This is a genomic window from Streptococcus sp. SN3, from assembly GCF_030439905.1.
Genome location: NZ_JAQFJF010000002.1, coordinates 359,586 through 383,328, shown reverse-complemented (window position 1 = coordinate 383,328; position 23,743 = coordinate 359,586). Strand labels below are relative to the sequence as shown.

At 44.7% G+C, this 23,743-nt stretch carries 22 protein-coding genes; 9 read left to right on the top strand and 13 right to left on the bottom strand.

All coding sequences use genetic code 11. The features are described 5' to 3' along the window. Nucleotides 1–7 precede the first annotated feature (7 nt). The 3 genes from PCY71_RS05830 to PCY71_RS05820 all read left to right on the top strand — a co-directional run bounded on the left by PCY71_RS05830 (nt 8) and on the right by PCY71_RS05820 (nt 4,957). Nucleotides 8–2,230, top strand: coding sequence for a heavy metal translocating P-type ATPase (locus tag PCY71_RS05830; RefSeq protein WP_032907162.1), 2,223 nt, complete (start codon nt 8–10; stop codon nt 2,228–2,230). Nucleotides 2,231–2,680: 450 nt separating this feature from the next. Further along, nucleotides 2,681–4,456, top strand: a complete 1,776-nt coding sequence (gene spxB / locus PCY71_RS05825) for a pyruvate oxidase (protein WP_048772305.1) — start codon at nt 2,681–2,683, stop codon at nt 4,454–4,456. A gap of 153 nt (nt 4,457–4,609) precedes the next feature. After that, nucleotides 4,610–4,957: a VOC family protein gene (locus tag PCY71_RS05820; protein ID WP_048772307.1), complete on the top strand. Its 348-nt coding sequence runs from the start codon at nt 4,610–4,612 to the stop codon at nt 4,955–4,957. A gap of 136 nt (nt 4,958–5,093) precedes the next feature. Here PCY71_RS05820 and PCY71_RS05815 read toward each other — a convergent pair whose 3' ends face one another. The 4 genes from PCY71_RS05815 to PCY71_RS05800 all read right to left on the bottom strand — a co-directional run bounded on the left by PCY71_RS05815 (nt 5,094) and on the right by PCY71_RS05800 (nt 8,133). Beyond that, nucleotides 5,094–5,969 (bottom strand): cysteine ABC transporter substrate-binding protein, encoded by an 876-nt coding sequence (locus tag PCY71_RS05815; RefSeq protein WP_002901451.1) that lies wholly within the window; start codon nt 5,967–5,969, stop codon nt 5,094–5,096. An 88-nt stretch (nt 5,970–6,057) separates the two neighbouring features. Continuing rightward, nucleotides 6,058–6,807 (bottom strand): amino acid ABC transporter ATP-binding protein, encoded by a 750-nt coding sequence (locus PCY71_RS05810; protein WP_048772312.1) that lies wholly within the window; start codon nt 6,805–6,807, stop codon nt 6,058–6,060. An 8-nt stretch (nt 6,808–6,815) separates the two neighbouring features. Next, nucleotides 6,816–7,493 carry an amino acid ABC transporter permease gene (locus PCY71_RS05805; RefSeq protein WP_048772315.1) on the bottom strand — a complete coding sequence of 226 codons (678 nt, stop codon included), beginning with the start codon at nt 7,491–7,493 and terminating at the stop codon, nt 6,816–6,818. Beyond that, a complete protein-coding gene (locus PCY71_RS05800; RefSeq protein WP_002910633.1) occupies nt 7,453–8,133 on the bottom strand; it encodes an amino acid ABC transporter permease in 681 nt (226 codons plus the stop codon). Before PCY71_RS05800 ends, PCY71_RS05805 begins: the two co-directional genes overlap by 41 nt. A gap of 245 nt (nt 8,134–8,378) precedes the next feature. Between PCY71_RS05800 and PCY71_RS05795 the strand changes: the two genes are divergently transcribed. The 6 genes from PCY71_RS05795 to PCY71_RS05770 all read left to right on the top strand — a co-directional run bounded on the left by PCY71_RS05795 (nt 8,379) and on the right by PCY71_RS05770 (nt 15,137). After that, nucleotides 8,379–9,614: a DUF3592 domain-containing protein gene (locus tag PCY71_RS05795; RefSeq protein ID WP_367317138.1), complete on the top strand. Its 1,236-nt coding sequence runs from the start codon at nt 8,379–8,381 to the stop codon at nt 9,612–9,614. Between the two features lie 229 nt (nt 9,615–9,843). Then, the gene (locus PCY71_RS05790) at nt 9,844–11,283 is read left to right on the top strand and encodes a 6-phospho-beta-glucosidase (protein WP_002910631.1); all 1,440 of its coding nucleotides are present in this window, start codon (nt 9,844–9,846) and stop codon (nt 11,281–11,283) included. Nucleotides 11,284–11,563: 280 nt separating this feature from the next. After that, nucleotides 11,564–12,244, top strand: coding sequence for a response regulator transcription factor (locus PCY71_RS05785; protein ID WP_048772323.1), 681 nt, complete (start codon nt 11,564–11,566; stop codon nt 12,242–12,244). A gap of 1 nt (nt 12,245) precedes the next feature. Beyond that, complete coding sequence (locus tag PCY71_RS05780) at nt 12,246–13,121, top strand: sensor histidine kinase KdpD (RefSeq protein WP_301412472.1); 876 nt, start codon at nt 12,246–12,248, stop codon at nt 13,119–13,121. A 455-nt stretch (nt 13,122–13,576) separates the two neighbouring features. Next, nucleotides 13,577–14,410 carry a CPBP family intramembrane glutamic endopeptidase gene (locus PCY71_RS05775; protein ID WP_301412471.1) on the top strand — a complete coding sequence of 278 codons (834 nt, stop codon included), beginning with the start codon at nt 13,577–13,579 and terminating at the stop codon, nt 14,408–14,410. Between the two features lie 109 nt (nt 14,411–14,519). Beyond that, the gene (locus PCY71_RS05770) at nt 14,520–15,137 is read left to right on the top strand and encodes a helix-turn-helix domain-containing protein (protein ID WP_301412470.1); all 618 of its coding nucleotides are present in this window, start codon (nt 14,520–14,522) and stop codon (nt 15,135–15,137) included. 114 nt (nt 15,138–15,251) lie between these two features. On the opposite strand, the gene PCY71_RS05765 is transcribed toward PCY71_RS05770, so the two are convergent. The 9 genes from PCY71_RS05765 to pabB form a co-directional block, all read right to left on the bottom strand. After that, nucleotides 15,252–15,974: a lantibiotic ABC transporter permease gene (locus PCY71_RS05765; RefSeq protein WP_004189941.1), complete on the bottom strand. Its 723-nt coding sequence runs from the start codon at nt 15,972–15,974 to the stop codon at nt 15,252–15,254. Continuing rightward, entirely contained in the window at nt 15,967–16,899 is a 933-nt protein-coding gene (locus tag PCY71_RS05760; protein WP_048772336.1) for an ABC transporter ATP-binding protein, read from the bottom strand. Before PCY71_RS05760 ends, PCY71_RS05765 begins: the two co-directional genes overlap by 8 nt. A 145-nt stretch (nt 16,900–17,044) precedes the next feature. Next, nucleotides 17,045–17,740 carry a lantibiotic ABC transporter permease gene (locus PCY71_RS05755; RefSeq protein WP_048772339.1) on the bottom strand — a complete coding sequence of 232 codons (696 nt, stop codon included), beginning with the start codon at nt 17,738–17,740 and terminating at the stop codon, nt 17,045–17,047. A 12-nt stretch (nt 17,741–17,752) separates the two neighbouring features. Beyond that, the gene (locus PCY71_RS05750) at nt 17,753–18,661 is read right to left on the bottom strand and encodes an ABC transporter ATP-binding protein (RefSeq protein ID WP_048772341.1); all 909 of its coding nucleotides are present in this window, start codon (nt 18,659–18,661) and stop codon (nt 17,753–17,755) included. 144 nt (nt 18,662–18,805) lie between these two features. Then, nucleotides 18,806–19,498 carry an ABC transporter permease gene (locus tag PCY71_RS05745; RefSeq protein ID WP_002911213.1) on the bottom strand — a complete coding sequence of 231 codons (693 nt, stop codon included), beginning with the start codon at nt 19,496–19,498 and terminating at the stop codon, nt 18,806–18,808. A gap of 37 nt (nt 19,499–19,535) precedes the next feature. Next, nucleotides 19,536–20,294, bottom strand: coding sequence for an ABC transporter permease (locus PCY71_RS05740; RefSeq protein ID WP_048772344.1), 759 nt, complete (start codon nt 20,292–20,294; stop codon nt 19,536–19,538). Nucleotides 20,295–20,310: 16 nt separating this feature from the next. Beyond that, on the bottom strand, nt 20,311–21,219 hold the full coding sequence (locus PCY71_RS05735) for an ATP-binding cassette domain-containing protein (protein ID WP_048772346.1): 909 nt from the start codon (nt 21,217–21,219) through the stop codon (nt 20,311–20,313). A gap of 134 nt (nt 21,220–21,353) precedes the next feature. Further along, nucleotides 21,354–21,968 carry an alpha/beta hydrolase gene (locus PCY71_RS05730; RefSeq protein WP_048772350.1) on the bottom strand — a complete coding sequence of 205 codons (615 nt, stop codon included), beginning with the start codon at nt 21,966–21,968 and terminating at the stop codon, nt 21,354–21,356. A 1-nt stretch (nt 21,969) separates the two neighbouring features. Beyond that, nucleotides 21,970–23,700, bottom strand: coding sequence for an aminodeoxychorismate synthase component I (gene pabB / locus PCY71_RS05725; protein WP_048772353.1), 1,731 nt, complete (start codon nt 23,698–23,700; stop codon nt 21,970–21,972). Between the last annotated feature and the right edge of the window lie 43 nt (nt 23,701–23,743).

Here is a 23,743-nt window from a genome sequence, read left to right as displayed (position 1 = left end):
AGTAGGTATGGTAGAAAAACAAAAAGCAGTTGTGGAAAACGGAGTGCAAAAGATCCGTATTACAGCAGAAAAAGGCTATAGTCCAAAGGAATTTCAACTTCAAAAAGGGATCCCTGCTGAAATCACCTTTCATCGGGTCAATCCTTCCGGCTGTTACAAGGAAATTTTGTTTGAAGATCAGGGGATTTTAGAGCCTTTGGAAGTCGGTGTGGATAAGGTGATATCCTTTACTCCGACAGAAACAGGGGACTTCGAGTTTTCATGTGGAATGAAGATGCAAAAGGGTTCCTACACGGTTGTGGAAAAACGCCGTCGTGTCTTAAGTTTACGGGGTCGCTTTTGGATTACTAGTATCTTTACTCTTCCCTTATTGATCTTGATGATCGGGATGATGGCAGGATTTGTATCCCATCCAGTCAGTCGCTGGGGGACTTTTCTAGCGACAACGCCGATCATGTTGGTAGCAGGAGTTCCTTTTATCAAGAGTGCCTGGGCCTCATTTAAGAAGCACCATTCCAATATGGATACCTTGGTAGCTCTTGGAACCCTGGTAGCCTATGTCTATAGTGTATTTGCCCTTTTTACTGGTCAGCCAGTATACTTTGAGGCTGCGGGTTTTATCATCTTCTTTGTCCTCTTAGGGCAAATCTTTGAAGAACGGATGCGTAACAATGCCTCCGAGGCTGTGGAAAAGTTGTTGGATTTGCAGGCAAAAACGGCTCAAGTTCTCCGTGATGGGAACTATGTCGAGGTGGCGGCAGAAGATATCCAAATTGATGACTTGATTCGGGTCCGTCCTGGGGAAAAGATCGCGGTTGATGGGACGATTGTAGAAGGAAGTACGACCATTGATGAGTCGATGGTGACAGGTGAAAGCTTGCCTGTGGAAAAATCAGTTGGTGATGCAGTTATCGGCTCCACTATCAACAGCAATGGGACCATTCTCTTTAAGGCTGAAAAAGTCGGTAGTGAGACCCTCTTATCTCAAATTGTGGACTTTGTCAAAATGGCCCAATCCAGTCGTGCTCCTATTCAAGATTTGACGGATAAGATTTCAGGTATCTTTGTTCCAGTGGTGACGATTTTGGCCATTGCGACTTTCTGGGTTTGGTCCGTGCTTTTGGGCGCGTCGCTTCAAGAGGCCATGCTCTATGCAGTCTCTGTCCTCATTATTGCCTGTCCTTGTGCCCTTGGTTTAGCAACCCCAACAGCCCTGATGGTCGGAACCGGCCGTAGTGCCAAGATGGGCGTTCTGATTAAAAATGGAACAGTTCTTCAAGAAGTGCAAAAGATTCAAACCGTTGTGTTTGATAAGACAGGGACTATTACCATTGGCCAACCACTTGTAACCGATGTTGTAGGAGATGAAGCGCGTGTCTTGACACTGGCTGCTAGTCTTGAAACTTTTTCAGAACATCCACTAGCCCAAGCGGTGTTATCCCAAGCAGAAGAAAAAGGTTTGGTGTTATCCCCTGTGGAAAACTTCCAAGCGATTGAAGGAAAAGGGGTCCAAGGTCAGATCGACCAGCAGTTGGTGACCTTGGGAAATGGCAAACTTCATGACGGGACAGCGATGGATCCGGAGCTTGAAAAACGGATGGTAGAGTTGCAAGAGCAGGCCAAAACAGTGATCAGTTTGTCTGTGGATGGGCAAGTGATTGGCTTGATTGCCATTCAAGATGCTCCGAAGGCCAGCTCAAAAGAAGCGATCAAAAAGCTCAAAGAACGGGGCTTGAAAACGGTCATGTTAACGGGGGATAATGAACGGGTGGCACAAGCTATTGCTAAGCAAGTGGGAATTGACACCGTCATTGCTGATGTCCTTCCTCAAGAAAAAGCTAGCGCCATCCAAAAACTGCAAGAAGCTAGCAAGGTCGCCTTTGTTGGAGATGGGATCAATGATGCTCCAGCTCTCTCGATCGCGGATGTGGGGATCGCTATGGGATCTGGAACGGATATTGCGATCGAGTCCGGTGGCATCGTGCTCACGCAAAATGATTTACTTGGCGTTGTGCGCGCCTTTGACATGAGTCAAAAGACCTTCCGCAGGATCTTACTCAATCTCTTCTGGGCCTCTATCTACAATATCCTTGGGATTCCAATTGCTGCTGGAGTCTTTGCAGGACTGGGATTGACCCTCAATCCAGAACTAGCAGGTCTTGCCATGGCCTTAAGTTCTGTGTCTGTTTTGACTAGCTCGCTGCTTCTCAATGTTGCGAAAATTGATTAAATGAAATAAAAAGAGAGTGGGGCAGAAATCGGTAATTCGTTAGAATTCGATTTCGTCGTCTCACCTCCGCACAGTTGAGTAGGGCTGTAAAAGCTAATGAAATCAATGTAGTAGAGCCCACTCAACCACTGCGTCTTGCTCGACAATCCAAAAACAATTAAGAGGCTAGGACTTTTGTCCCAGTCTCTTTTTGTTCGATTTCCTACAGCTACAAGTCTTAGAGGTGCATGCAAATTATAATAAAATATCCTATTCTACTATAGTTTGTGAAATTTTCTCAAAAAGAGCATCTGTCATGTAATAGGGATTGAGCATCTCTGAGCATATTCTTATACAAGAGCGAAAAAACATGATAAATTGGTAGAGTAAAGTTTCTTGAAGCGTTTTCATTCATAAATGGAAATGTTTTCAACAACTGAAAATTTATTTTATTGAAGGGGAGTTATTATTATGACTCAAGGAAAAATTACTGCATCTGCAGCAATGCTCAACGTATTGAAAACATGGGGCGTAGACACTATCTACGGTATCCCATCAGGAACACTCAGCTCATTGATGGATGCTTTGGCTGAAGACAAAGATATCCGCTTCTTGCAAGTTCGCCACGAAGAAACAGGTGCTCTTGCAGCGGTCATGCAAGCTAAATTCGGCGGCTCAATCGGGGTTGCAGTTGGTTCAGGTGGTCCAGGTGCGACTCACTTGATTAACGGTGTTTACGATGCAGCTATGGATAATACTCCATTCCTTGCTATCCTTGGATCACGTCCAGTCAACGAACTCAACATGGATGCCTTCCAAGAGCTCAACCAAAACCCAATGTACAACGGTATCGCTGTATACAACAAACGTGTAGCTTACGCTGAGCAATTGCCAAAAGTAATCGACGAAGCTTGCCGTGCTGCTGTTTCTAAAAAAGGGCCAGCTGTTGTTGAAATCCCTGTAAACTTCGGTTTCCAAGAAATCGACGAAAACTCATACTACGGTTCAGGTTCATACGAACGTTCATTCATCGCTCCTGCCTTGAACGAAGTTGAAATCGACAAAGCAGTTGAAATCTTGAACAATGCTGAACGTCCAGTTATCTATGCTGGTTACGGTGGTGTCAAAGCTGGTGAAGTGATTACTGAATTGTCACGTAAAATCAAAGCACCAATCATCACAACTGGTAAAAACTTTGAAGCATTTGAATGGAACTATGAAGGTTTGACAGGTTCTGCTTACCGTGTTGGTTGGAAACCAGCCAACGAAGTGGTCTTCGAAGCAGACACCGTTCTTTTCCTTGGCTCAAACTTCCCATTTGCTGAAGTTTACGAAGCATTCAAGAACACTGAAAAATTCATCCAAGTTGATATCGACCCTTACAAACTTGGTAAACGTCATGCCCTTGACGCTTCAATCCTTGGTGATGCAGGTCAAGCAGCGAAAGCAATCCTTGACAAAGTGAACCCAGTTGAGTCTACTCCATGGTGGCGTGCAAACGTTAAGAATAACCAAAACTGGCGCGATTACATGAACAAACTCGAAGGTAAAACTGAGGGTGAGTTGCAATTGTACCAAGTATACAACGCAGTTAACAAATACGCTGATCAAGACGCTATCTACTCAATTGACGTAGGTAACACTACTCAAACATCTACTCGTCACCTTCACATGACACCTAAGAACATGTGGCGTACATCTCCGCTCTTTGCGACAATGGGTATTGCCCTTCCTGGTGGTATCGCTGCTAAGAAAGACAATCCAGATCGCCAAGTATGGAACATCATGGGTGACGGTGCATTCAACATGTGCTACCCAGACGTGATCACAAACGTTCAATACGACCTTCCAGTTATCAACCTTGTCTTCTCAAATGCTGAGTACGGCTTCATCAAGAACAAATACGAAGATACCAACAAACACTTGTTTGGTGTAGACTTCACAAACGCTGATTACGCGAAAATTGCCGAAGCACAAGGTGCCGTTGGATTTACAGTTGACCGTATCGAAGACATCGACGCAGTCGTTGCAGAAGCTGTTAAATTGAACAAAGAAGGCAAGACAGTTGTCATCGATGCCCGCATCACGCAACACCGTCCGCTTCCAGTAGAAGTACTTGAACTCGATCCAAAACTTCACTCAGAAGAAGCAATCAAAGCCTTCAAGGAAAAATACGAAGCAGAAGAACTCGTACCATTCCGCTTCTTCTTGGAAGAAGAAGGGTTGCAATCACGCGCAATTAAATAATCCTCTCATCGAAAATCAAATGTAAACTGTGTCATCTTCACCTTGCCGTACTCCAGTACTGGCTGCGGTTCGATGTCTTGTTTATTCTTTGATTTTCTTAGAGTCGAACTTGAAAAGATCGGAGCAATCTGGTCTTTTTCTGGAGAATAGTCAATGAATTTAAATCAATTAGATATTATCGTTTTAGATGTTTCCCAAGTCTGTGCTGACTTGGAGCGTATTTTGGATAAAAAGGCAGACTATGTTGACGACAGTTTTGCTCAGTTCACGATTGGCAGTCACTGCCTCATGTTGTCACAAAATCATCTGATTCCTTTGGAAAATTTTCAGTCAGGAATCATTCTTCACATCGAGGTTGAGGATGTAGACCAGAATTACCAACGATTGAAAGAGCTTGGTGCCGAGATTTTACACGGCCCAGCTGTAACTGATTGGGGAACGGAGTCCCTGCTAGTTAAAGGCCCTGCTGGTCTAGTGATTGATTTTTATCGAATGAAATAGGTCTGTTTAACATAGAAAAAACGCATAAAATCAACTGATTACAAAAGTGTTGATTTTATGCGTTTTTATGTGAACTATTATTATATTTCGGCTAGAAATTGAGTTTTTTCTAACTTCTTGCTCTATATCAGCAGGTTTATTTAACTTCCCCGCCTTCAACAACTAGGTCGTCAGCCTTAGCAGCTTCGCCGTATGTTGGGTGGAGAGTTTCTTCATAGGCCTTGTGGAAGAAGTTTTCTTTGCCAAGTTTCTTGATTTCGTCGTTGATGTAGTTGAGCAGCTCGGTATTGCCTTTCTGCACAGCTGGGGCAATGGTGTCTGGATCACCTAGCGAAGTGATGCCGACTTCAAAGCCTTTGTTTTCCAGCGCCCAGGCAAGGACTTCAGTATTGTCTGTAGAAAAGGCATCGCCGCGGCCGTCCAGCAGGGCTTGGTAAGCATCGCTGTATTGATCATACTTTTGCAGCTTGATATTCGGGTAGTTCTTTTCAAAGTAGGTTTCAGCCGTGGTTCCCTTGGTGATGATTAGGGTCTTACCTTCCAACTGCTCAGGCTTGGTGATAACTGAGCCTTTTGGTGATACGACTCCGAGAGATACTTTCATATAGGGCAGGGCGAAGTCAACTTGTTTTTTCCGCTCGTCTGTGACAGTGAAGTTGGCTAGGGTAATATCGACCTTGTTGGAGATTAAGTATTCAGCCCTATTGGCAGCATCTACAGGCACATACTCTGGCTTAACCCCTAAATCTTTGGCTAGTTGGTCGCCCAGATAAATGTCATAGCCTTGATATTTGCCGTTGTTATCTACATAGCCGAACGGTTTCTTGTCACTGAAAACCGCGATACGAAGCTTACCGCTCTTTTTAATTTCCTCAAGGCTGCGGGCCTTGACCGTTTTGCTGGAAGCTGCGTCTTTGTTACCAGCATCTTTCTTGCTGGAACTGCCGCAAGCGACAAGGAAGAAAGCCAGAGTAAGGGTTGTTAAAGCAAAGATTGTTTTAGATAATTTCATAAGAGACTCCTTTATAAGATATGAGAATGTGAAGAAAACACAGAGATACCAAAGAGCAGCCACATCAGTGGTGGGGTAGGCATAACTGTCAGCCTAGATGGCTGAAGTCAAAGACATTGAGAAATTCCTGGGCTCGCTGGGTTTTGGGTTGGCTGAAGAACTGCTGGGCGGTATTTTCCTCGAGGATACCACCTTGGTCCATGAAGATGATCCGATCGGCAATGGCGCGGGCGAACTGCATTTCGTGGGTCACAATCAGCATGGTCCGGCCTTCCTCAGCCAGGTCATTAATGAGTTCTAGCACTTCGCGGACCATCTCGGGATCCAGCGAAGCAGTCACCTCATCAAAAAGGATGATTTCTGGGTGCATGAGGAGCGAACGGACGATTGCCACCCGCTGCTTTTGGCCGCCAGACAGTTGGCGAGCAAAACTGTGCTTTTTATCCGCCAGGCCGACTCGTTCCAGCAGGCTTTCAGCTTCCTTGATGACCTCATCCTTCTTGCGCCCTTGAGCCTTTATGGGACCAAGAATCAGATTTTGCAGGACATCCAGATGGGGGAAGAGCTCATAGCTTTGAAAGACCATGCCGATCTTCTGACGAACGAGATGGAAGTCCTTTTTCTGACTGAGGATGGATTGGCCGTCTAGCAAAATATCGCCAGACTGGATGCTTTCAAGGCCGTTGATACAGCGAAGCAGGGTCGACTTGCCGCAGCCAGATGATCCTAGGATGACCACGACCTCTCCTTTTTGGACAGAGAGGGACAGGCCTTTAAGGATGGCATTGCTACCGAAAGACTTGCGAATGTCCTGTAATTCTAAAATGATTTCCGACATGGTGTCCGTTACTCCTTCCAGATTGTTTCCAAATAAGAGGACAGCTTAGAAATAGGAAAGCAGACTGCGAAGTAAAGCAGCAGAATGCAGCCATAAATCCAAAAAGCAGCAGAAGGGATAGACAGACGATTGCTGTCAATGATCTGCTGGCCGACCTTGACAACCTCAATGACTCCGATAAGGACGATGAGTGAGGTTGTCTTAATCATCCGCGTGATTAGATTAATCGCCTGCGGCAAAAGCCGTCGCAGTACCTGCGGGATGATAATATAGACATATAGCTGGCGCTGCGACAGTCCCAATGCCTGACCGCTCTCAAACTGATGCTTGGGCAGGGAAGTAATGGCACCTCGTACCAAGTCTCCCATTTCCGCTGTTCCCCAAAGAGAGAAGACGATGATGGCTGAAAGCTCACCAGAGATATTGATGTTGAAGTTTCTGGCTAGGCCAAAGTAAACCAGCAAGAGCAGAACCAGTTGAGGCATGACGCGGATAAACTCTAGATAGGCTCTGGACAGAAAGCGCACGACTTTTGAGTGTGAGGTCATGATGATGCCAAAAATAGTTCCCAAGATAAGGGAGATGATGACCGAGAGGATAGAAATACCAATGGTAACGCCCAGCCCCTGTAAGATACGTAAGAAATTATTCCCCTGAAAGAGAACTTGAATGCCCGAATCCTGCACGCCGCAGCCTCCTTTCTATCCAGCTAAAGCCAAGTGAAATTGGCAGCAAAATAATCAGATAAGCAATGACCAACATGAGCAGAGCTGTATCTGTCTCGTAGTAAAGGCCAATCAAGTCCTTAGCTACAAACATTAGGTCTGCCAAGGCAACAGCTGAAAATACTGAGGTTTCCTTGATTAAAAAGATGACATTGGCACTAAAGGAAGGCAGGGCAATAGCTGCAGCCTGAGGCAGGATGACATAGTAGAAGACTTGTACTGGTCGTAGGCCGATAGAGAGTCCGACTTCCCTCTGCGTTTGGCTGACTGCTTCTAGGCCGCTTCGGAAAGACTCAGCCATATAGGAACCACCCAGAAAGATTAGCCCAATCGTCGCACAAGCCTCAGAGGATAGAACGAGTCCAACACGAGGCAAGCCAAAGTAGAGAAAGAAAAGCTGCAGCAACAGTGGCGTATTGCGGGAAAACTCGATATAGGCGGTTGCTAGCGGCTTCAAAACTGGAATCTTGTAAAAGCGAATCAGACTGACTAAGAATCCGACAGCAATTGATCCCAAAATTCCCCAAAAGGCTATGAACATGGTTAAAAGAAAGGCCTCTTGATAGAGGGGATAGTAATCACTGACGACGTCCCAGTTCACGGCTCTCACTCCTTAAACACTTGATGTTCCTAGTTTAGCATAGATAACAGACCTTTAGTAATATGTATTTTTTATCGCACTGATAAGGAAAATCTATCACTGGTCTGAAGAGAAATGCCAGATTGGGAATTTGTTATTTCAGTTGTGAGCTCGATTAAACCAAGGTGGTTATAAAAAATTGCGCTTTGATTTTGGATGAGTATAAAAAGGCTAAAAATCCCTGACCTATGGTATAATAGGATAATATGACAAAAGACAATACTATTTCAAACAAATTATACAAACTACTCTTTGCTTTATTCAGCTGTTTCGTGGGGCTGTCGTTTCTGTTCATGATGCTGAAAGATGTCTCGTCCACTAATTGGTATAAGAGTCGATTTCAGGGGTGGAAGACCATAACGGCTGAGGTGAGCGATTTTACGACCAGTCCGGAAAATCGCTCTACGCCCGCTTACTACCCTATTTATCACTACATTGTTGATGGCCAAACCTACCAGGGGATTTCAGACATCTATCAATATGAAGTGCCTAAGTCTGGGCAAACCATTAGCATTCTCTATAATCCCAAGTCGCCTGAGCAGAGCCAATATAAGAATGACATCCCCATCCCTGTCCTTGTACTCATGCCATTGCTGGGATTCTTATTATTTATGGCATTTGCTGCCGGCTCCCTCTATCAGGCCTTTAATCCTCTACAGGAGCCAAAGTCGCAACCTAAGGCTGCAAAAAGGATCAGTATTGTTGAGGGAACAGTTCGTAAAGAGAATCCCATTGTATCTTTAGTCTACCTAAGCCTGATTATGATAGCCCTCACTTATATCTGTATCACTGCATCAGGGCAATTCAAAGCCGTATTTTATGGTTGGAAAACTACATCCGCTCAAGTCATTGACTATGATGTGTATGAAACCGGAGGAAGTAGAGGAGGAAGAGGACTAAGTCTTTATAATAGCATCTACCAATATCAAGTAGACGGCGTGGCTTATGAAGGCTATTCTGTTCTCGGTAGATTTACAAAACCCAAAATTCAAAGTCAAATCCCTATTGCCTATAATCCTGAGTATCCCTATCAGAGTGCTTCTAGTGAAAACCGTCATTTCTTTTATATAGTCTTCTTGCCTGGCTTTAGTCTATTGCTAGTCGGCAAGATTCTCTCTCTAATGATTGCTGATTGGATAAAGAAGGCTAGCCTCGCTCAAGCCAGAAGACTAGGGCCTGTCTATGACGGCTATATTATCGATGTTATCCCCACTGAACAGTTTAGAGAGTATAATCCGTTGCATGAGATTTGGCTTGAATTTGATATTAACCAAGTGCCCTATCAAACCAGCATTTGCCTTCCCTTAAGAGAACATCATTTTATCTCTTACAGCCAGAATCCTAGACCTATCCCAGTCTATGTGGATCCTCATGATGATAGCCAGTTCCTGATAGATGACAATGATATCTATGCTATTACAAATAAAATACAGATTAGTTGATCCCCCTCCTAATGCCACCTCTCTCCTCATTGGCCAGCAACTGGACGTCCTGCCGTCTTGACCTCCTTTGAGGTGCCTCCACATGAGCTGAAGAGTATCGGAAATGCCGAACCTCACAGACACCATAGAACTTGGAATAGTATCAATTTTCCATAGGATGCTAGAAGTTTATTTGCTGATTGTTTATTATAATATAAGAAAAACGTTTAATTGATAAGGAGGCAAAAAGATGACCGAAAAACTGACTTTTCCGGATGGTTTCTTGTGGGGCGGAGCGACAGCTGCCAACCAGTGCGAGGGTGCTTATGATGCGGATGGTCGCGGGCTGGCCAATGTAGATGTGGTGCCGATTGGTGAGGAGCGTCTGGCTATCATAACAGGTAAGAAAAAGATGTTTGACTTTGAGGATGGCTATTTCTACCCAGCCAAGGAAGCCATTGATATGTACCATCGCTTCAAGGAGGACATTGCCCTCTTTGGTGAGATGGGTTTTAAGACCTATCGGCTGTCCATTGCTTGGAGCCGGATTTTTCCTAAGGGGGATGAGATGGAGCCCAATGAAGCTGGCTTGAAATTTTACGAAGACCTCTTTAAGGAATGCCATAAGTACGGCATTGAGCCCTTGGTGACCATTACTCACTTTGACTGTCCCATGCACTTGATTGAGGAGTATGGTGGTTGGCGGAGCCGTAAGATGCTGGAATTTTATGAGCGTCTCTGCCGTACTCTCTTTACCCGCTACAAGGGCTTGGTCAAGTACTGGCTGACCTTCAATGAAATTAACATGATCCTCCATGCACCATTTATGGGGGCGGGGCTCTGCTTTGAAGAAGGTGAAAATGAAGAGCAGGTCAAGTACCAAGCGGCCCATCATGAGCTGGTTGCCTCAGCTATTGCTACCAAGCTGGCTCATGAGATTGATCCGGAAAATAAGGTCGGCTGTATGTTAGCGGCGGGTCAAAATTATCCTAATACCTGTCATCCACGCGATATATGGGCTGGTATGGAGGAAGACAGGAAAAACTATTTCTTCATTGACGTGCAGGCGCGTGGTGAATATCCTAACTATGCTAAGAAAGCTTGGGAGCGCGAGGGCATCACTGTCGAAATGACAGAAGAAGACCTGCAGCTGCTCAAGGAACATACGGTGGACTTCATTTCCTTCTCATACTACTCTAGCCGGGTAGCTTCGGGAGATCCTAAGGTTAATGAGCTGACCGAGGGCAATATCTTTGCTTCTCTCAAAAACCCTTATTTGGAAGCTTCTGAGTGGGGCTGGCAGATTGATCCGCTGGGCTTGCGCATTACGCTAAATACCATCTGGGATCGCTATCAAAAGCCCATGTTTATTGTGGAAAATGGTCTGGGTGCAGTGGATACTCCGGATGAAAATGGCTATGTGGCTGATGACTACCGGATTGACTACTTGGCGGCCCATGTCAAGGCCATGCGTGAAGCCATCAATGAGGACGGCGTGGTGCTTTGGGGCTACACGACCTGGGGCTGTATCGACCTAGTATCAGCCGGCACTGGCGAGATGAAGAAGCGCTATGGCTTTATCTACGTGGACCGGGACAATGAAGGAAAGGGAACACTCAAACGTTCCAAGAAAAAATCCTTTGACTGGTACAAGGAAGTCATCGCGACTAACGGAGAATCTGTGAAATAGAAAAAAGGCTGAGATATGAATGTCTCAGCTTTTTTTCCTTAGCCCTCAAGGGCGAAAGTAATACTTTTAAAAACGATTTTGCAAAAAATTTTAAACATATTGAGCCTCCTTTTTATAGCACATGCATTTCTTATTTCTTTCTATTTTAAAGTTCGATTCTCAAATATCCTTCAAGTAATTCTAAAATATTTCTAAAGTTTTTCGAATAGTCCATCTTTTATTGACTTAGCCTCTTATCCTTGCTACACTAGTGATAGGAAATTTCTGGAGGCGAGTGTTTATGGCTCATATTTTACTCATCGAAGACAACAGTGATATTCATGAAATTCTAAAAGATCTTTTTCAGAAGGAACACACAGTTTATTCCGCCTATTCGGGGACGGAGGGCATCTCGCTGTTTGAGCGGGAGGAGATTGATTTGGTCCTTTTGGATATCATGCTGCCGGGAAAGAATGGCGATGAAGTGTTGAGGGAAATTCGCAGCAGCAATGCTACGGTGCCTGTGGTCATGCTGACGGCTCTTGGGGAGAAAGCGCTGGTTAGCCAGTACCTGCTGAATGGTGCTAATGATTATATTGTCAAACCTTTCAATCTGGATGAGGTTTTTGCCCGTATTACCGTGCAGCTGCGCAGCCAGCAGGCTTTGAATGGCGAGGAAGAAGGCCAGTCCTTTAAAAATATCCGTCTGCTCAAGGCTACCTTTGAGGCGGTCTGTGGAGAGAAAAGCGTCCGTTTGAGCAAGAAAGAATATCATATCCTCCAGCTCTTGCTCCGTCATCCCAAGAAGATCTACACAAAGGAAGAGCTCTTTGAGCAGGTCTGGGAAGAGAGCTATCTGCCTGGGGATAATACCTTGAATACCCACCTCAGCAACCTACGTAAGAAACTGGCTCAGTTGGACCCAACAGAGGAATACATAGAGACTGTTTGGGGACTAGGTGTCCGGCTCAAGGAGGACTGATATGTTGGTGTTAGTCATTTTATTTGCCCTTATCAGTCTGTTTCTGGCCATTGGTTTCGTACGCTATCATCTGGCGGTCAAGGATGTGGCACAGCAGATTCGTCGGAAGCGACAGACAGGGAGCCAGAATCGTCTGGCTCCTGCTGCTCATGCCCCCAGTATTTTGGAGTTGACAGAGGAAGCAGAGCTGCTCTTTCGGGAGCTAGATAAGACGACCTTTGTCGTCCAGCAGGAAAAGAAGACACTGGATATGGCTATCAGTAATATCGCCCATGATATCCGTACCCCTCTGACCATTGCCAGTGGCTACACCCAGCAGCTGCTGAAGGATGATAGTCAGGAAAGTCAGCAGCTAGTCAAAATTGCAGATAGTCTGGGAATGGTATCCAAACGGCTGGAAGCCTTGATGGAGTACCGCCGGCTGATGGAGGGAGCCATTCGGGCCAATGTCCAGCCGACAGATATATCCCAGCTGGTAACCCAGCAGCTTTTTACTTATTATGATGCCTTTCAGAAAGCCCAGATTGACCTGCAGGTAGAGCTGGCTGAAGGTCTAGAGCTAGAGACAGACCCAGAAATTCTAGAGCGCATTGTCCAAAATATGATAAGCAATGTCCTCAAGCACGGCCGTAAGGCCGCCAGCATTTCTCTGAAAAAAGAGGGCGAGCATTGTATCTTTACCGTCAAAAATATCGTCCAACAGCCTATCCAATATCTGGATAAGCTGACTAATCGCTTTTACTCAGAAAATCTATCCAGCAGCGAGGAGTCTTCAGGGTTGGGGCTCTACATCACCCAGCAGTTAGTCGAAATCCTAGGCGGGGACTTGACAATGAAAGCCGAGGCCGACTGGTTTGAACTAGTTGTGACTTTGTAAAAAAGACTTGAAAAAGCAAAATAAGGAAGGCTCAGCTCTATCAGCTAGTCTCAAAATCCGCTCAAAAAACCTCAGCTAATTTTCGAATTGGCGGAGGTTTATTTTTAGATTAAATCGAAGAAAGGTATGATAAACATGCCTTTTTGTTTTGTAATTTGAAAAGCTAGTCATATCAACGAGGTCATTTTTCCGGTCAAAGGGGAAAATCAGCCAACTGTTCTAAAACCTTGATATAACTGACTTGCAACTGACAGTTGACAAAGATTCCAAGTTCAATCACTCAAAAAGCAACTAGATTTTTTCTTTATTCCAAGTCCAGTCGCTAGAAAGGCAACTGGCTTTTTTGTTAATCTGAAAGCAGAAGCCGAGTTTTTGATTTCGGAATGAACGAGTCGCTGTCTTTGAAGATTTGGATCAAAAACTTGAGTTTAATTATATTATAAGGAGGTATTCTCATGAATACAGAAACAACTATCAAACCTGAACCAAAGCTCATTTGGCCTTTCTTAGCCTGGAACTTCGGATGGACATGGGGATTCTGGCTATTGGACATTATCCTCAAAAACCTTTGGCCAGACAGTCCACCTACAGCCTATCTAGCTCTTGAAGCTATTCTAAATGGCATTGCTATGTTTGGGCCTATGCTGGCCAGCCTGATTGTACTGAAAAAGAAAGGTTTTAAGGCTATTTGCTCCTATCTCTTTTCAGGCAAGAAAGAGACCTGGCTCTACTTGCTAATCTATGGTGGCGGTCTGACTGCCCTCTATGCCTTAGCTTCTGGCGGCAAGCTGGTAGACGGCGCTTTAGTAAGCTTTCCTTGGTTTTTTATCTATTGTATTGTCCTATCGGGCGGGATTGAAGAATTCGGCTGGCGCGGCTTCCTACAGCCGGCCTTAGAGAAAAAGTTTTCTTTCTTTGTCTCTACTTTGATGACCGGTATCATTTGGGCCATCTGGCATATTCCCCTTTGGTTTTACGATCGCTTTTATGATAGAAGCCAGGATCTTTTCTCAGTTTATATCATTTTCTGTATCCTTCTATCTTTTTGGCTTGCTGCACTTTATAAGAAGACCCAGTCTGCCCTTGCTTGTAACATCTTTCATGCGCTCTCCAACACCCTCATCCCGACTTTTGTTGGCATAGCTCAAGCTAACAATCAATTGGATTTCTCTCAAGTCCATCCCTTCTTTTACTTTGGCGGTGTGATTCTTCTGACACTTTATAGTATCTATCTCTGGTATCGGACGGATAGGGAGGAAAAAGCACTTCCATCTAAAGAAGAAGTCTAGCATTTTATGAAGAGGTGACAATCAGACTTTGCAGTCTCTCCGCCTTGTGCTATAATAAGTTTCAATGAAAGAAAGTATAAAAAATAAGAAAGAGTAGGTAAAACAATCCATGAATCTATCAGACAGAATCCAGTACCTGCGAAAAGCGCGGGGTATTTCGCAGGAGGGGCTAGCCGACCAACTCGGTGTGTCCAGACAGGCCGTTTCCAAGTGGGAGAGCGAGCAGAGTATGCCTGATTTGGATAAGATCATTTCCATGAGTGACTATTTTGAGGTGACCACAGACTATCTGCTCAAGGGAATTGAGCCTGTAGTACAGAAAGAGGAAGAGCAGTCAATCAAGTACAGGAGAATAGCCAGCAATATTTGCTATCAGCTCTCTCTTGGCTTTATCGGTCTGGGCATCATCCTCTCCATTATCCTAGCTGATTTTCTCAAGATCAGTATCTTGCTAACGCCGGTGCTGATCGTTCAGGGAGTAGGGCTGCTGGTGTGGGGAACGGGCCGCAATCTATCCGAGGTAAGACCTTCTTTTCAGGTTAAGCTAGCCTTGATTTTATTCTTGATCTTTGTTCCCCTCGGATTTCTATCTAATATTCTTTTTCCTCTGGGCAAGATCTTTCCATATCCGACCAGTCTGGCAGCCAGTCTTACCTTTGTCACTTTCTACCTTATCCTAGGAGTCTGCATCAGTTTGTTCTTGAAAAAGCAAGATTGGAAGCAGTGAAAGAAAGCCGATAAAGAGGGCTAGACCAGAAGGAGTGAAATCCGCTCATAATCCAATCAAAATCCGCTCAAAAATAAAAACTCAGCTAATCACTAAATTAGCTGAGTTTTTATTTTACAAATCTCTCTTTTTCAGTGTAGCCAGTCCTGCTAAGCTAAAGACTGTGATCAGACTGAGAGCAAAGATAGCTGTTTTGGTGATGACACCTGGTATTGAAGCGTCTCCGTAGACGAACTCCATCTTGATAGCCTTGAACCATTCATTATTGGCATCAACCATTTGACTAGGGAGGCCGAGTAAGATGTAGGTCATGATATAGGTGATAAAGACGACACTATAGTTTCGAGTCAAGTAGAGGACAAAGCTGGTAATGCAGTACCAAGCATAGGTACAGATGACCTGCATGACAAAGAGTATTGCGAATTGTCCCCAGAAATTAGCTGGCAGGGTTCCCATATTACCGCCGGTTCGGACAAATTCGATGACAATACCTAAAATGTAGAGCAGTATGAACTGCATAGGCAGTAAGCTACCGATAACCAGTGCTTTAGAGAAGTAATACTGGGTCCGAGTCTTGCCTGTAGTCAGGTTATTGTGATAAAGTTTGTCATTGAGATCAACACCGAGAAGCAAGCTAGTCATGACATTGCAGGCAATAAAGAGCATGCCGCTGTTGTAGGAGACGACATCTATGGCAAAAAAGATACCGTTGTCGGAACTGACAACTTTGGAAGTGAAAATGGCGAGGAGAATTCCAAAGATGCAGAAAGCCTGCACTCCCCAGAATCCTACGGAGCGGAAGAGACGGTAGTAATCCGCCTTGATACTATTAAACATGAGTGTTTCCTCCTTGTTGGTTGATTAAGTCTGTAAAGTATTTTTCTAAGTCTTTGTGGGCGTAGTAGATTTCCCCGATTGGGATGTCGGCTAGGACTAATTCCTTGGCAATCTTGCGAATTTCTTGTACCTTACCGGAAATATGCAGCTCATCTTCCTTGTTGGTCGGTCTGAGCTGGTAGCCTAGCTTGTCTTGCACTAAATGAGCAGCTTGCTTGAGATTATCCGTTTTGAGGATGATATAGTCGCCGCTTTCTCGGTTAAATTCTTCCTTAGACAGCTCCTTGATGAAATGCCCTTGATTGATAAAGCCAAAGCGAGTTGCTACTAGATAAAGCTCGGACAGGATATGGCTGGAAATGATGATGGTGATGCCTAATTCTTGATTGAGGCGCTTGACCATTTCTCTAAATTCCTGAATCCCAACTGGATCTAAACCATTGATGGGCTCGTCCAGAATGAGCAAGTCGGGACGCCCCAAAATGGCAATGGCAATGCCCAACCGCTGTTTCATCCCTAGAGAGAAATTGCGGAATTTTTTCTTTCCAGTATCGGTCAGGCCGACATATTGCAGGGTTTCTTTGATGACTTTGTCAGCATTTGGAATGCCCCGGTCGGTACAGTAGTAGCGCAGATTTTCATAGGCCGACATGTGGGCATGAGCTACAGGGGTCTCGATAACAGATCCAGTATGGCTGAGGGCCTTGGTCCATTCTTGTTGGTTCTGAGAGCCCAGGACAGACACGGACCCTCCGCTAGGATAGATGACTTGAGTGATGATTTTGATCAGTGTGGTCTTACCAGCACCGTTTTTTCCGATGAGACCGTAGATCTCTCCTTTCTTGATGGAAAGACTGACGTCTTTCAGAGCATATTGATCACCGTATTTTTTAGTGAGTCCTTTCACTTCTAAAACATTTTGCATGATGTTTCTCCTTTAATTACTTTGTTTATACTTTTATTATACAAACTAATTATCAAATATTTCTCAAGAAATTCTAAAATATTTCTAAAGAAATATGTAATTGAAGAGATTAAAATGAGCCAGTCAAGAACTAGCTCATTTTCTACTATAAATCCTTTTTATGGAAAGTATAGAGGCTTGCTGCTGTGAAGACGGTCCCCAAAAACAAGGCGATTAGAACAATTCTTAAGGTTACACCGTTGCTTTGAAGTGTCTCAAAATCAAAGCTCATGGTTAAATGCTGCAGCCATAAAGATTTGGGATAAAATTGAGCAAGAGCTCCGGTTAAGGATGCGCAGAAAAGGTAACCTCCCAGAGCAGCAATCATAGATTTACTCAGATAAAGAATAAAGGAAATAATGGCTGTCCAAGCAATGACAGTCAGGCACTGCACAAAGAATAGAAGAATAAACTGAAGCAGGAAGGTGGCGGATAAATCACCGATACCGTTTAGAATGGCTGCTAGGATAAAGTTGATGCTATAATAGAGAGTCAACTGCAGGAACGTTACGCAGACCATGATTAGGGCTTTAGAGACGAAGAAACTGGTACGGGAAACACCGCTGGTTAATGTATTCTTGTAAAGCTGCTTGTTCAGATCTGTCCCGATGACGACCATAGACAGGATAATGATGATAAAAGTATTATTACCGATAGCGTTAGACACCGCTTGTATAAGCTGGACGGCATTTAATTTGCCAAAGACTGCGCTCAAGGTCGTCAGTAGAAAGATGAATTCGGTAATCCAAACAGCCTTGGAACGAAAGAAGCGGTAAAAATCTGCTTGAAAAGTATGTAACATGGTTTTTTCTCCTTACTGGACTAAATCTGTAAAGTATTTTTCTAAATCTTTGTGAGCTGCATAGATACCATTGACATGAATGTTGGATAGGACCAACTCCCTGTTGATGTCATTTAGTTCCTGCTCTTGGGCGACAATGTGCAGTTCGTCAGATTTATCAGCGTCCTTGAGCTGATAGTGGAGCTTGCCTTGGATGAGATTGGCAGCCTGTTCTTTATCGCTAGTCTTGAGGACGATATAATCTTCGCTGGCTCGGTCAAAGTCATCCTTGGTGAATTCTGCGACAAGCCGTCCTTGGTCAATCACTCCAAACTTGGTGGCTACCAGATAAAGCTCGGACAAGATGTGGCTGGAAATGATAAAAGTGATTCCCAATTCTTGATTGAGTCGCTGAATCATCAGTCGAAATTCCTTGATGCCAAGAGGATCTAGGCCGTTGATGGGCTCGTCTAAAATCATGAGTTCAGGCTTACTGATAAGTGCAATAGCGATTCCTAGACGCTGCTTCATTCCTAGCGAAAAGTTGCGGAATTTCTTTTTACCAGTATTGCTCAATCCGACATAGGCCAGGGTTTCCTTGATGAGCTGGTCGGGCTGGGCAATCTGGTGGACCTTGCAGTAGTAGTTGAGATTTTGATAAGCAGTCATCTGATTGTAAGCAACTGGTGTTTCGATGACAGTACCTATCTTGCGCAGGGCTTCATTCCATTCCTTAGAGTTCTGCGAACCAAAGACAGAAACGGTTCCGCTGTTGGCATGAATGAGCCGGCTAATGGTCTTGAGAAGAGTGGTTTTGCCAGCCCCGTTCTTGCCAATCAGTCCATAAATATCGCCTTTCTGGATTGAAAGACTCACATGATCGAGGGCGTATTGCTGGCCATATTGTTTGGTAACTTGCTTTACTTCTAAAACAGTTTGCATGGTATATTCTCGCTTTCTTAGGTTTGATTTTAGTATACAAGCTAGACTTCAAATATTTCTCAAGAAATTCTAAAATATTTCTAAAGAAATGCAGAACCAATCCAAAAGCAATAAAAAAGCAGCCAAAGGGCTGACTGCTTAAATTTATAAGTCTCTGTGCTGAAAGGCTTGGTAACCACCTAAGAGAGAACCAGCTAGGATAAGGAATAAGAATAGTTCAGAATTTATCTGGGGGAAAACGATAACGAGGCTAGACTGAAGCATAATCAGGGCGAAAAAGACGAGATAGCTGGCTAGGGTGGAGCGGGTCAGGTAGAGAAGACAGGTAACTACGGAACTGCAGGTCATAATAAAGAGAAAGGAGCGAAAGAAAGACAAGGAAAAGCTCCAGAAAAAGTTCTTTGGCATAGTCCCAAGTCCGTGGAAGAGGCTCCCAAAGATAAAGGCTATAGCAAAGGCTGCCACTAGTTGAAAGATGATAATTATGACAAGAACAGCTATTTTGGATAAGTAAAATTCTTTCCGAGAAACCCCGCTAGCCAATATATTCTTGTATAGTTTTCTAGTCAGGTCACGACCTAGCAGAAAGATGATGAGCACAAGGACAGTAATCATGACAAAGGGCAGGAAATCTTTAGCAAGCTGCCCGAGGGCTTCAAATCCTGTCCAACCTTGGATGACTATTTCTTCTGGATCAGAAGATGTAGAGATATAAAAATTAAAGTTTCTTTCACCAAGAGAGCTGATGAAAATGAGAAAAAAGAGCAGCCCTTCTATTAGCCAAAAAAGCTTGGAGCGGACAAGCTGGTAGAGTTCCGCCTGAATGGTATGTAACATGAAATCTCCTCTGAATGATTAAGATTGTTCCTACTTTTTATAAATTTTTCTTTTTGAAAACCATCAGCCCGCCACCCATAAAGAGCAGGGTGACCGTTACCACTGTCAGGATAGCCTTGATAACAGCTCCGCTATCTGCTGCCATATCTGTGTTAAATCGCAGAGTCAGATAGAGCAGCCATTCATTGTCAGGGTAAAAGATGAGGGGAATAGTCAGTAAGGTACCGCCAAGGAAATAGGTCAGAAAGATAGATACAATCGAGTGGCTGGCATAGAGTACAAAAGAAATGATGGCAATCCATGTAATCGTGCTGAGAAATTGAACGAAGAGAGCAGCTCCCAGCTGAGGCAAAAAAGAGCTGGGGGCGCTGCCAATTCCGTTGGACAGACTAGCGGTCACAAAGGAGATTGATAAAATCAGCAGGAAGTGAAAGGCTGCGATGCTAACGCAGACAAAGAATTTAGAAAAATAATAGCTGAGCTTAGAGATGCCGTAGCTCAGACAGTTTTTATAAAGTTTCCGAGACAGGTCCACTCCAAGGACCATACTGATACCAATGATGGTGAAAAAGAGCAGACTGTCTGTATTGCCTGCAAAATAGTCCAGAGCTTGAAGGCCGGTTAGTTTTCCTAGAGATTGACTAGCAGACGCATTACTTGAGATATTTGCTCCAAAATGAATATTTGCATGGAAGAAGGTTGTTGAGATAATCGCACAGAATAATAAAAACTCAGTAATCCAAAAGCCTTTTGAGCGCATGAGCCGGTATAAATCGGCTCTAATGAAATCCATCATGATAAGCCTCCCTTTGTCATTTGACCAAGTCTGTAAAGAAGTTTTCTAGGTTTTGTCGTGCATAGTAAATCTCCTGCACCGGTATATCTGCGACCGCAAGTTCCTTGACAATCTTGCTAATCTCATGCGAATGGGTAAAGATATGAATCTCGTCAGAAGCATTGACCACCTTGATACGATGCATGAGCTGGTCGTGAATCAGCCGGCTGGCTTCTTCCAACTGCGACGTTTTAAGCACAATATAGTCTTCACTCTGTTCTTCAAATTCCGCCTTGGAAATCTCGCGAATCAGCCGTCCCTCCTCGATAATGCCGAACCGGGTCCCCACCAAGTAGAGTTCAGACAGGATATGGCTGGAGATGATAAAGGTCATGCCCAACTCCTCGTTGAGCCGCTGCACCAGCTGGCGGAATTCCTTGATTCCGACCGGATCCAGGCCATTGATAGGTTCGTCCAGTATCATCAGGTCAGGTCTGGTAAGAAGCGCAATAGCCAGACCCAGCCGCTGTTTCATCCCGAGTGAGAAGTCGCGGAATTTCTTCTTGCCGGTATCCGTCAAATCCACATATTCCAAGGTTTCACGGATGACCTTATCCGCATGGGGAATATGGCGGAGCTTGCAGTAGTAGCTGAGATTTTCATAGGCTGTCAGGTGGTTGTGAGCAACCGGAGTTTCGATGACCGATCCGACCCGTTTGAGGCTCTGCGTCCATTCTTGATAGTTCTGAGAGCCAAAGAGGGAGACATTGCTACTGCTTGCTTCCAAGAGCTGGGTGATGACCTTGATCAGAGTGGTCTTACCGGCCCCGTTCTTGCCAATTAAACCGTAAATATCTCCTTTTTTTATCGTCAGACTCACATCGGTCAGAGCGTACTGTCGGCCGAATTTCTTGCTGACTTGCTGTAAAACCAAAACATTTTCCATGATCAAGTCTCCTTTTCATGATCTTAGGAGAGAAAACTCCTCTTCTTATTAATTAGTATAGCAACAAACTTTCAAATATTTATAAAGAATTTCTCAAATATTTCTAAAGTTTTTGATTGGTTCTTATAAAAGAGTCAGAACTCGTGTAGGAATTTCTCTATTATTTGAGCAAATATTTCTGGCATTTGGCTATTCAAAGTATGGCCACCTTTTTCTATAATGCGAAGCTGAGAACCTTTCAGCAGCTTGTTAAGCTCATAGGCAGCCTTTAGATTGGGTTTGTCTTTGCTGCCGCAAAGAATCAGGCTGGGAAGCTTGATTTTCTTAATTTTATCAGTGAGATTTACCTTTCGTAGCTCGGCCAAAATCCGTATCATCTGGCTTTTATCGGCTCCTTGCTTGCTGAAGACACTTTTGGGCATCAGTTTAAAGGCGAGAATCTGCAGTCTGTAGAGAAAATTATCTGCTAAATTGTATTGAGTTCCGGATAAAATCAAACCCTTCAGATGAGGAAGGGCTTGGTCAGCCAGGTCCAGTGCCAACAGGCCACCGAGTGACAAACCGACTAAGATAAAAGGCTGATTTTGGGCCTGAAGGTTCTGGAGGGTTTCTTGTCTAATTTTTTGGTAGCTTTCATTGCCCTTCGGAAAAAGAGCCAGCGACTCCGTCGGGACATCAGCTAGAGCTTCTTGAACTTCCTTCCAAGAATGCTCATCTTGCCCTAGTCCGTGCAGAAAGATAACTTTCATGTCAGAGTACTCCTTTATCAATCTCCAGCTCGTACAGCCCTCTGACTGCATTGCAGGCGTAGATTTTCTTCGCTTGAGCCAGATCAGCCAGAGTCAGAATCTTCTCAGTAGCTCGACCCTTATCTAATAACTGCTGACGGTAGATGCCCTTGAGCAGGCCTAGTTCAGCTGGAGGCGTGTAGAGTTTGCCGTTTAGCTCCAGTAGCAGATTGCCGATAGAAGTTTCCAGTAGCTGGCCTTGGGCATTGTAGTAAATCTGTTCTTGCTGCTCCAAGGTCAGATGTGGCCGATGGCTGGTTTTGAAATAGGTAAAAGGCTGGGCTAGATTGGCTGTTTGCTTGACCAATTTTGCCTTTCTGAAAGTATCCGTCAGTGGCAGTAGAGGAGTCGTTTCTAGCTCAATACTGCCGTCTTTTTTAAGAGCTATACGCAGCCTGTAATCCTGTCCTTTATCCAGCTGAGCGCAGGTTTCTTCTAACACTTGCTTCAGTTTGTCTTGGTCAAAAGGATAGGCGAAGTAGCTAGCTGCTTCTGTCAGTCTTTGCAGGTGTTGGTCTTGCAAGGTCAGCTTTCCGTCCGTTACTTTTCCTGTAGAAATCAGGTCAAATCGCGGATTCTTTCGATAGAGAACGGCCGATTTTTGCTGGGTTTCGATGTATTCGGATTTCCAGGTGCTGTCCCAAGTGATGCCTCCGCCAACGCCGTAGATAGCTTTTTTCCCCTCCAGCTGAATGGTGCGGATGGCGACGTTAAAAATCCGTCTCTGGTCTGGCAGGCAGATGCCGACTGTACCGCAGTAGACCCCGCGGGCCGCTTTTTCTGTCGCCTTGATGATAGCCATAGTCGAAATCTTAGGCGCGCCTGTGATGGATCCGCAAGGAAAGAGCGCCTTGAAAATCTCTGCCAGCCCGACTCTCTCCTGCAGCTGGCTTTTGATGGTAGAGGTCATCTGCCATACTGTAGAGTATTGCTCGACACTGCAGAGATGCTCAACCCGCTCGCTGCCTGTTTGAGAAATACGGTTCATATCATTGCGCAGCAGATCGACAATCATCATATTTTCTGCTCGGTTTTTAGCATCCTGGGCCAGCCATGCAGCCTGCTCCCTATCCTGCCCTAAGGTCAGTCCCCGATTTGTGGTCCCTTTCATAGGTCGAGTGGTCAGTTGGCCTCGGTGCTCCTCGAAAAAGAGCTCAGGGCTGATGGACAAGATGGCAGTCTCGTCATGCTCTACATAGGCATTGTAGGCCGCATTTTGCTCAACGACTAGCCTGTTGTAAATAGCCAAGCTATCCTCAGGATTGAGCTCCGCGCACAGCTGCACCGTGTAGTTGACCTGATAGGTATCACCCTGGCGGATATGATTATGGATAGTCTCGATAGCCTTCTGGTACTCTTGCTCAGAAGTCAGCTCCTGCCAAACTGCTGGCATTTCCACTTCCTCATAGGTCAAGGGAATGGAAGCCTCCTCAGCCTTATCGTGGATAGTAAAGTAGAGGAGGTATTCCTTCTGGAGTGGGGCCTGATGAACCTGGAACTTTTCCTCGAAGGCTGGAGCTGCTTCATAGCTGACATAGCCGACAGCATAGTACCCTTTCTCCTGCCAGCCCTCAATCTCTGCCAAAAGTTCCTCCACTTGGTCCAGACGGCGAGTCTTTAGCTCCTTGATGGGATTCGTAAAAATCAGGCGTTGGCCCAATTGCTTAAAATCAATAATCGTTTTCTTGTGCATAAAGTTATTTTATCATAAGATAATTTGAATGAAAACGGATTTA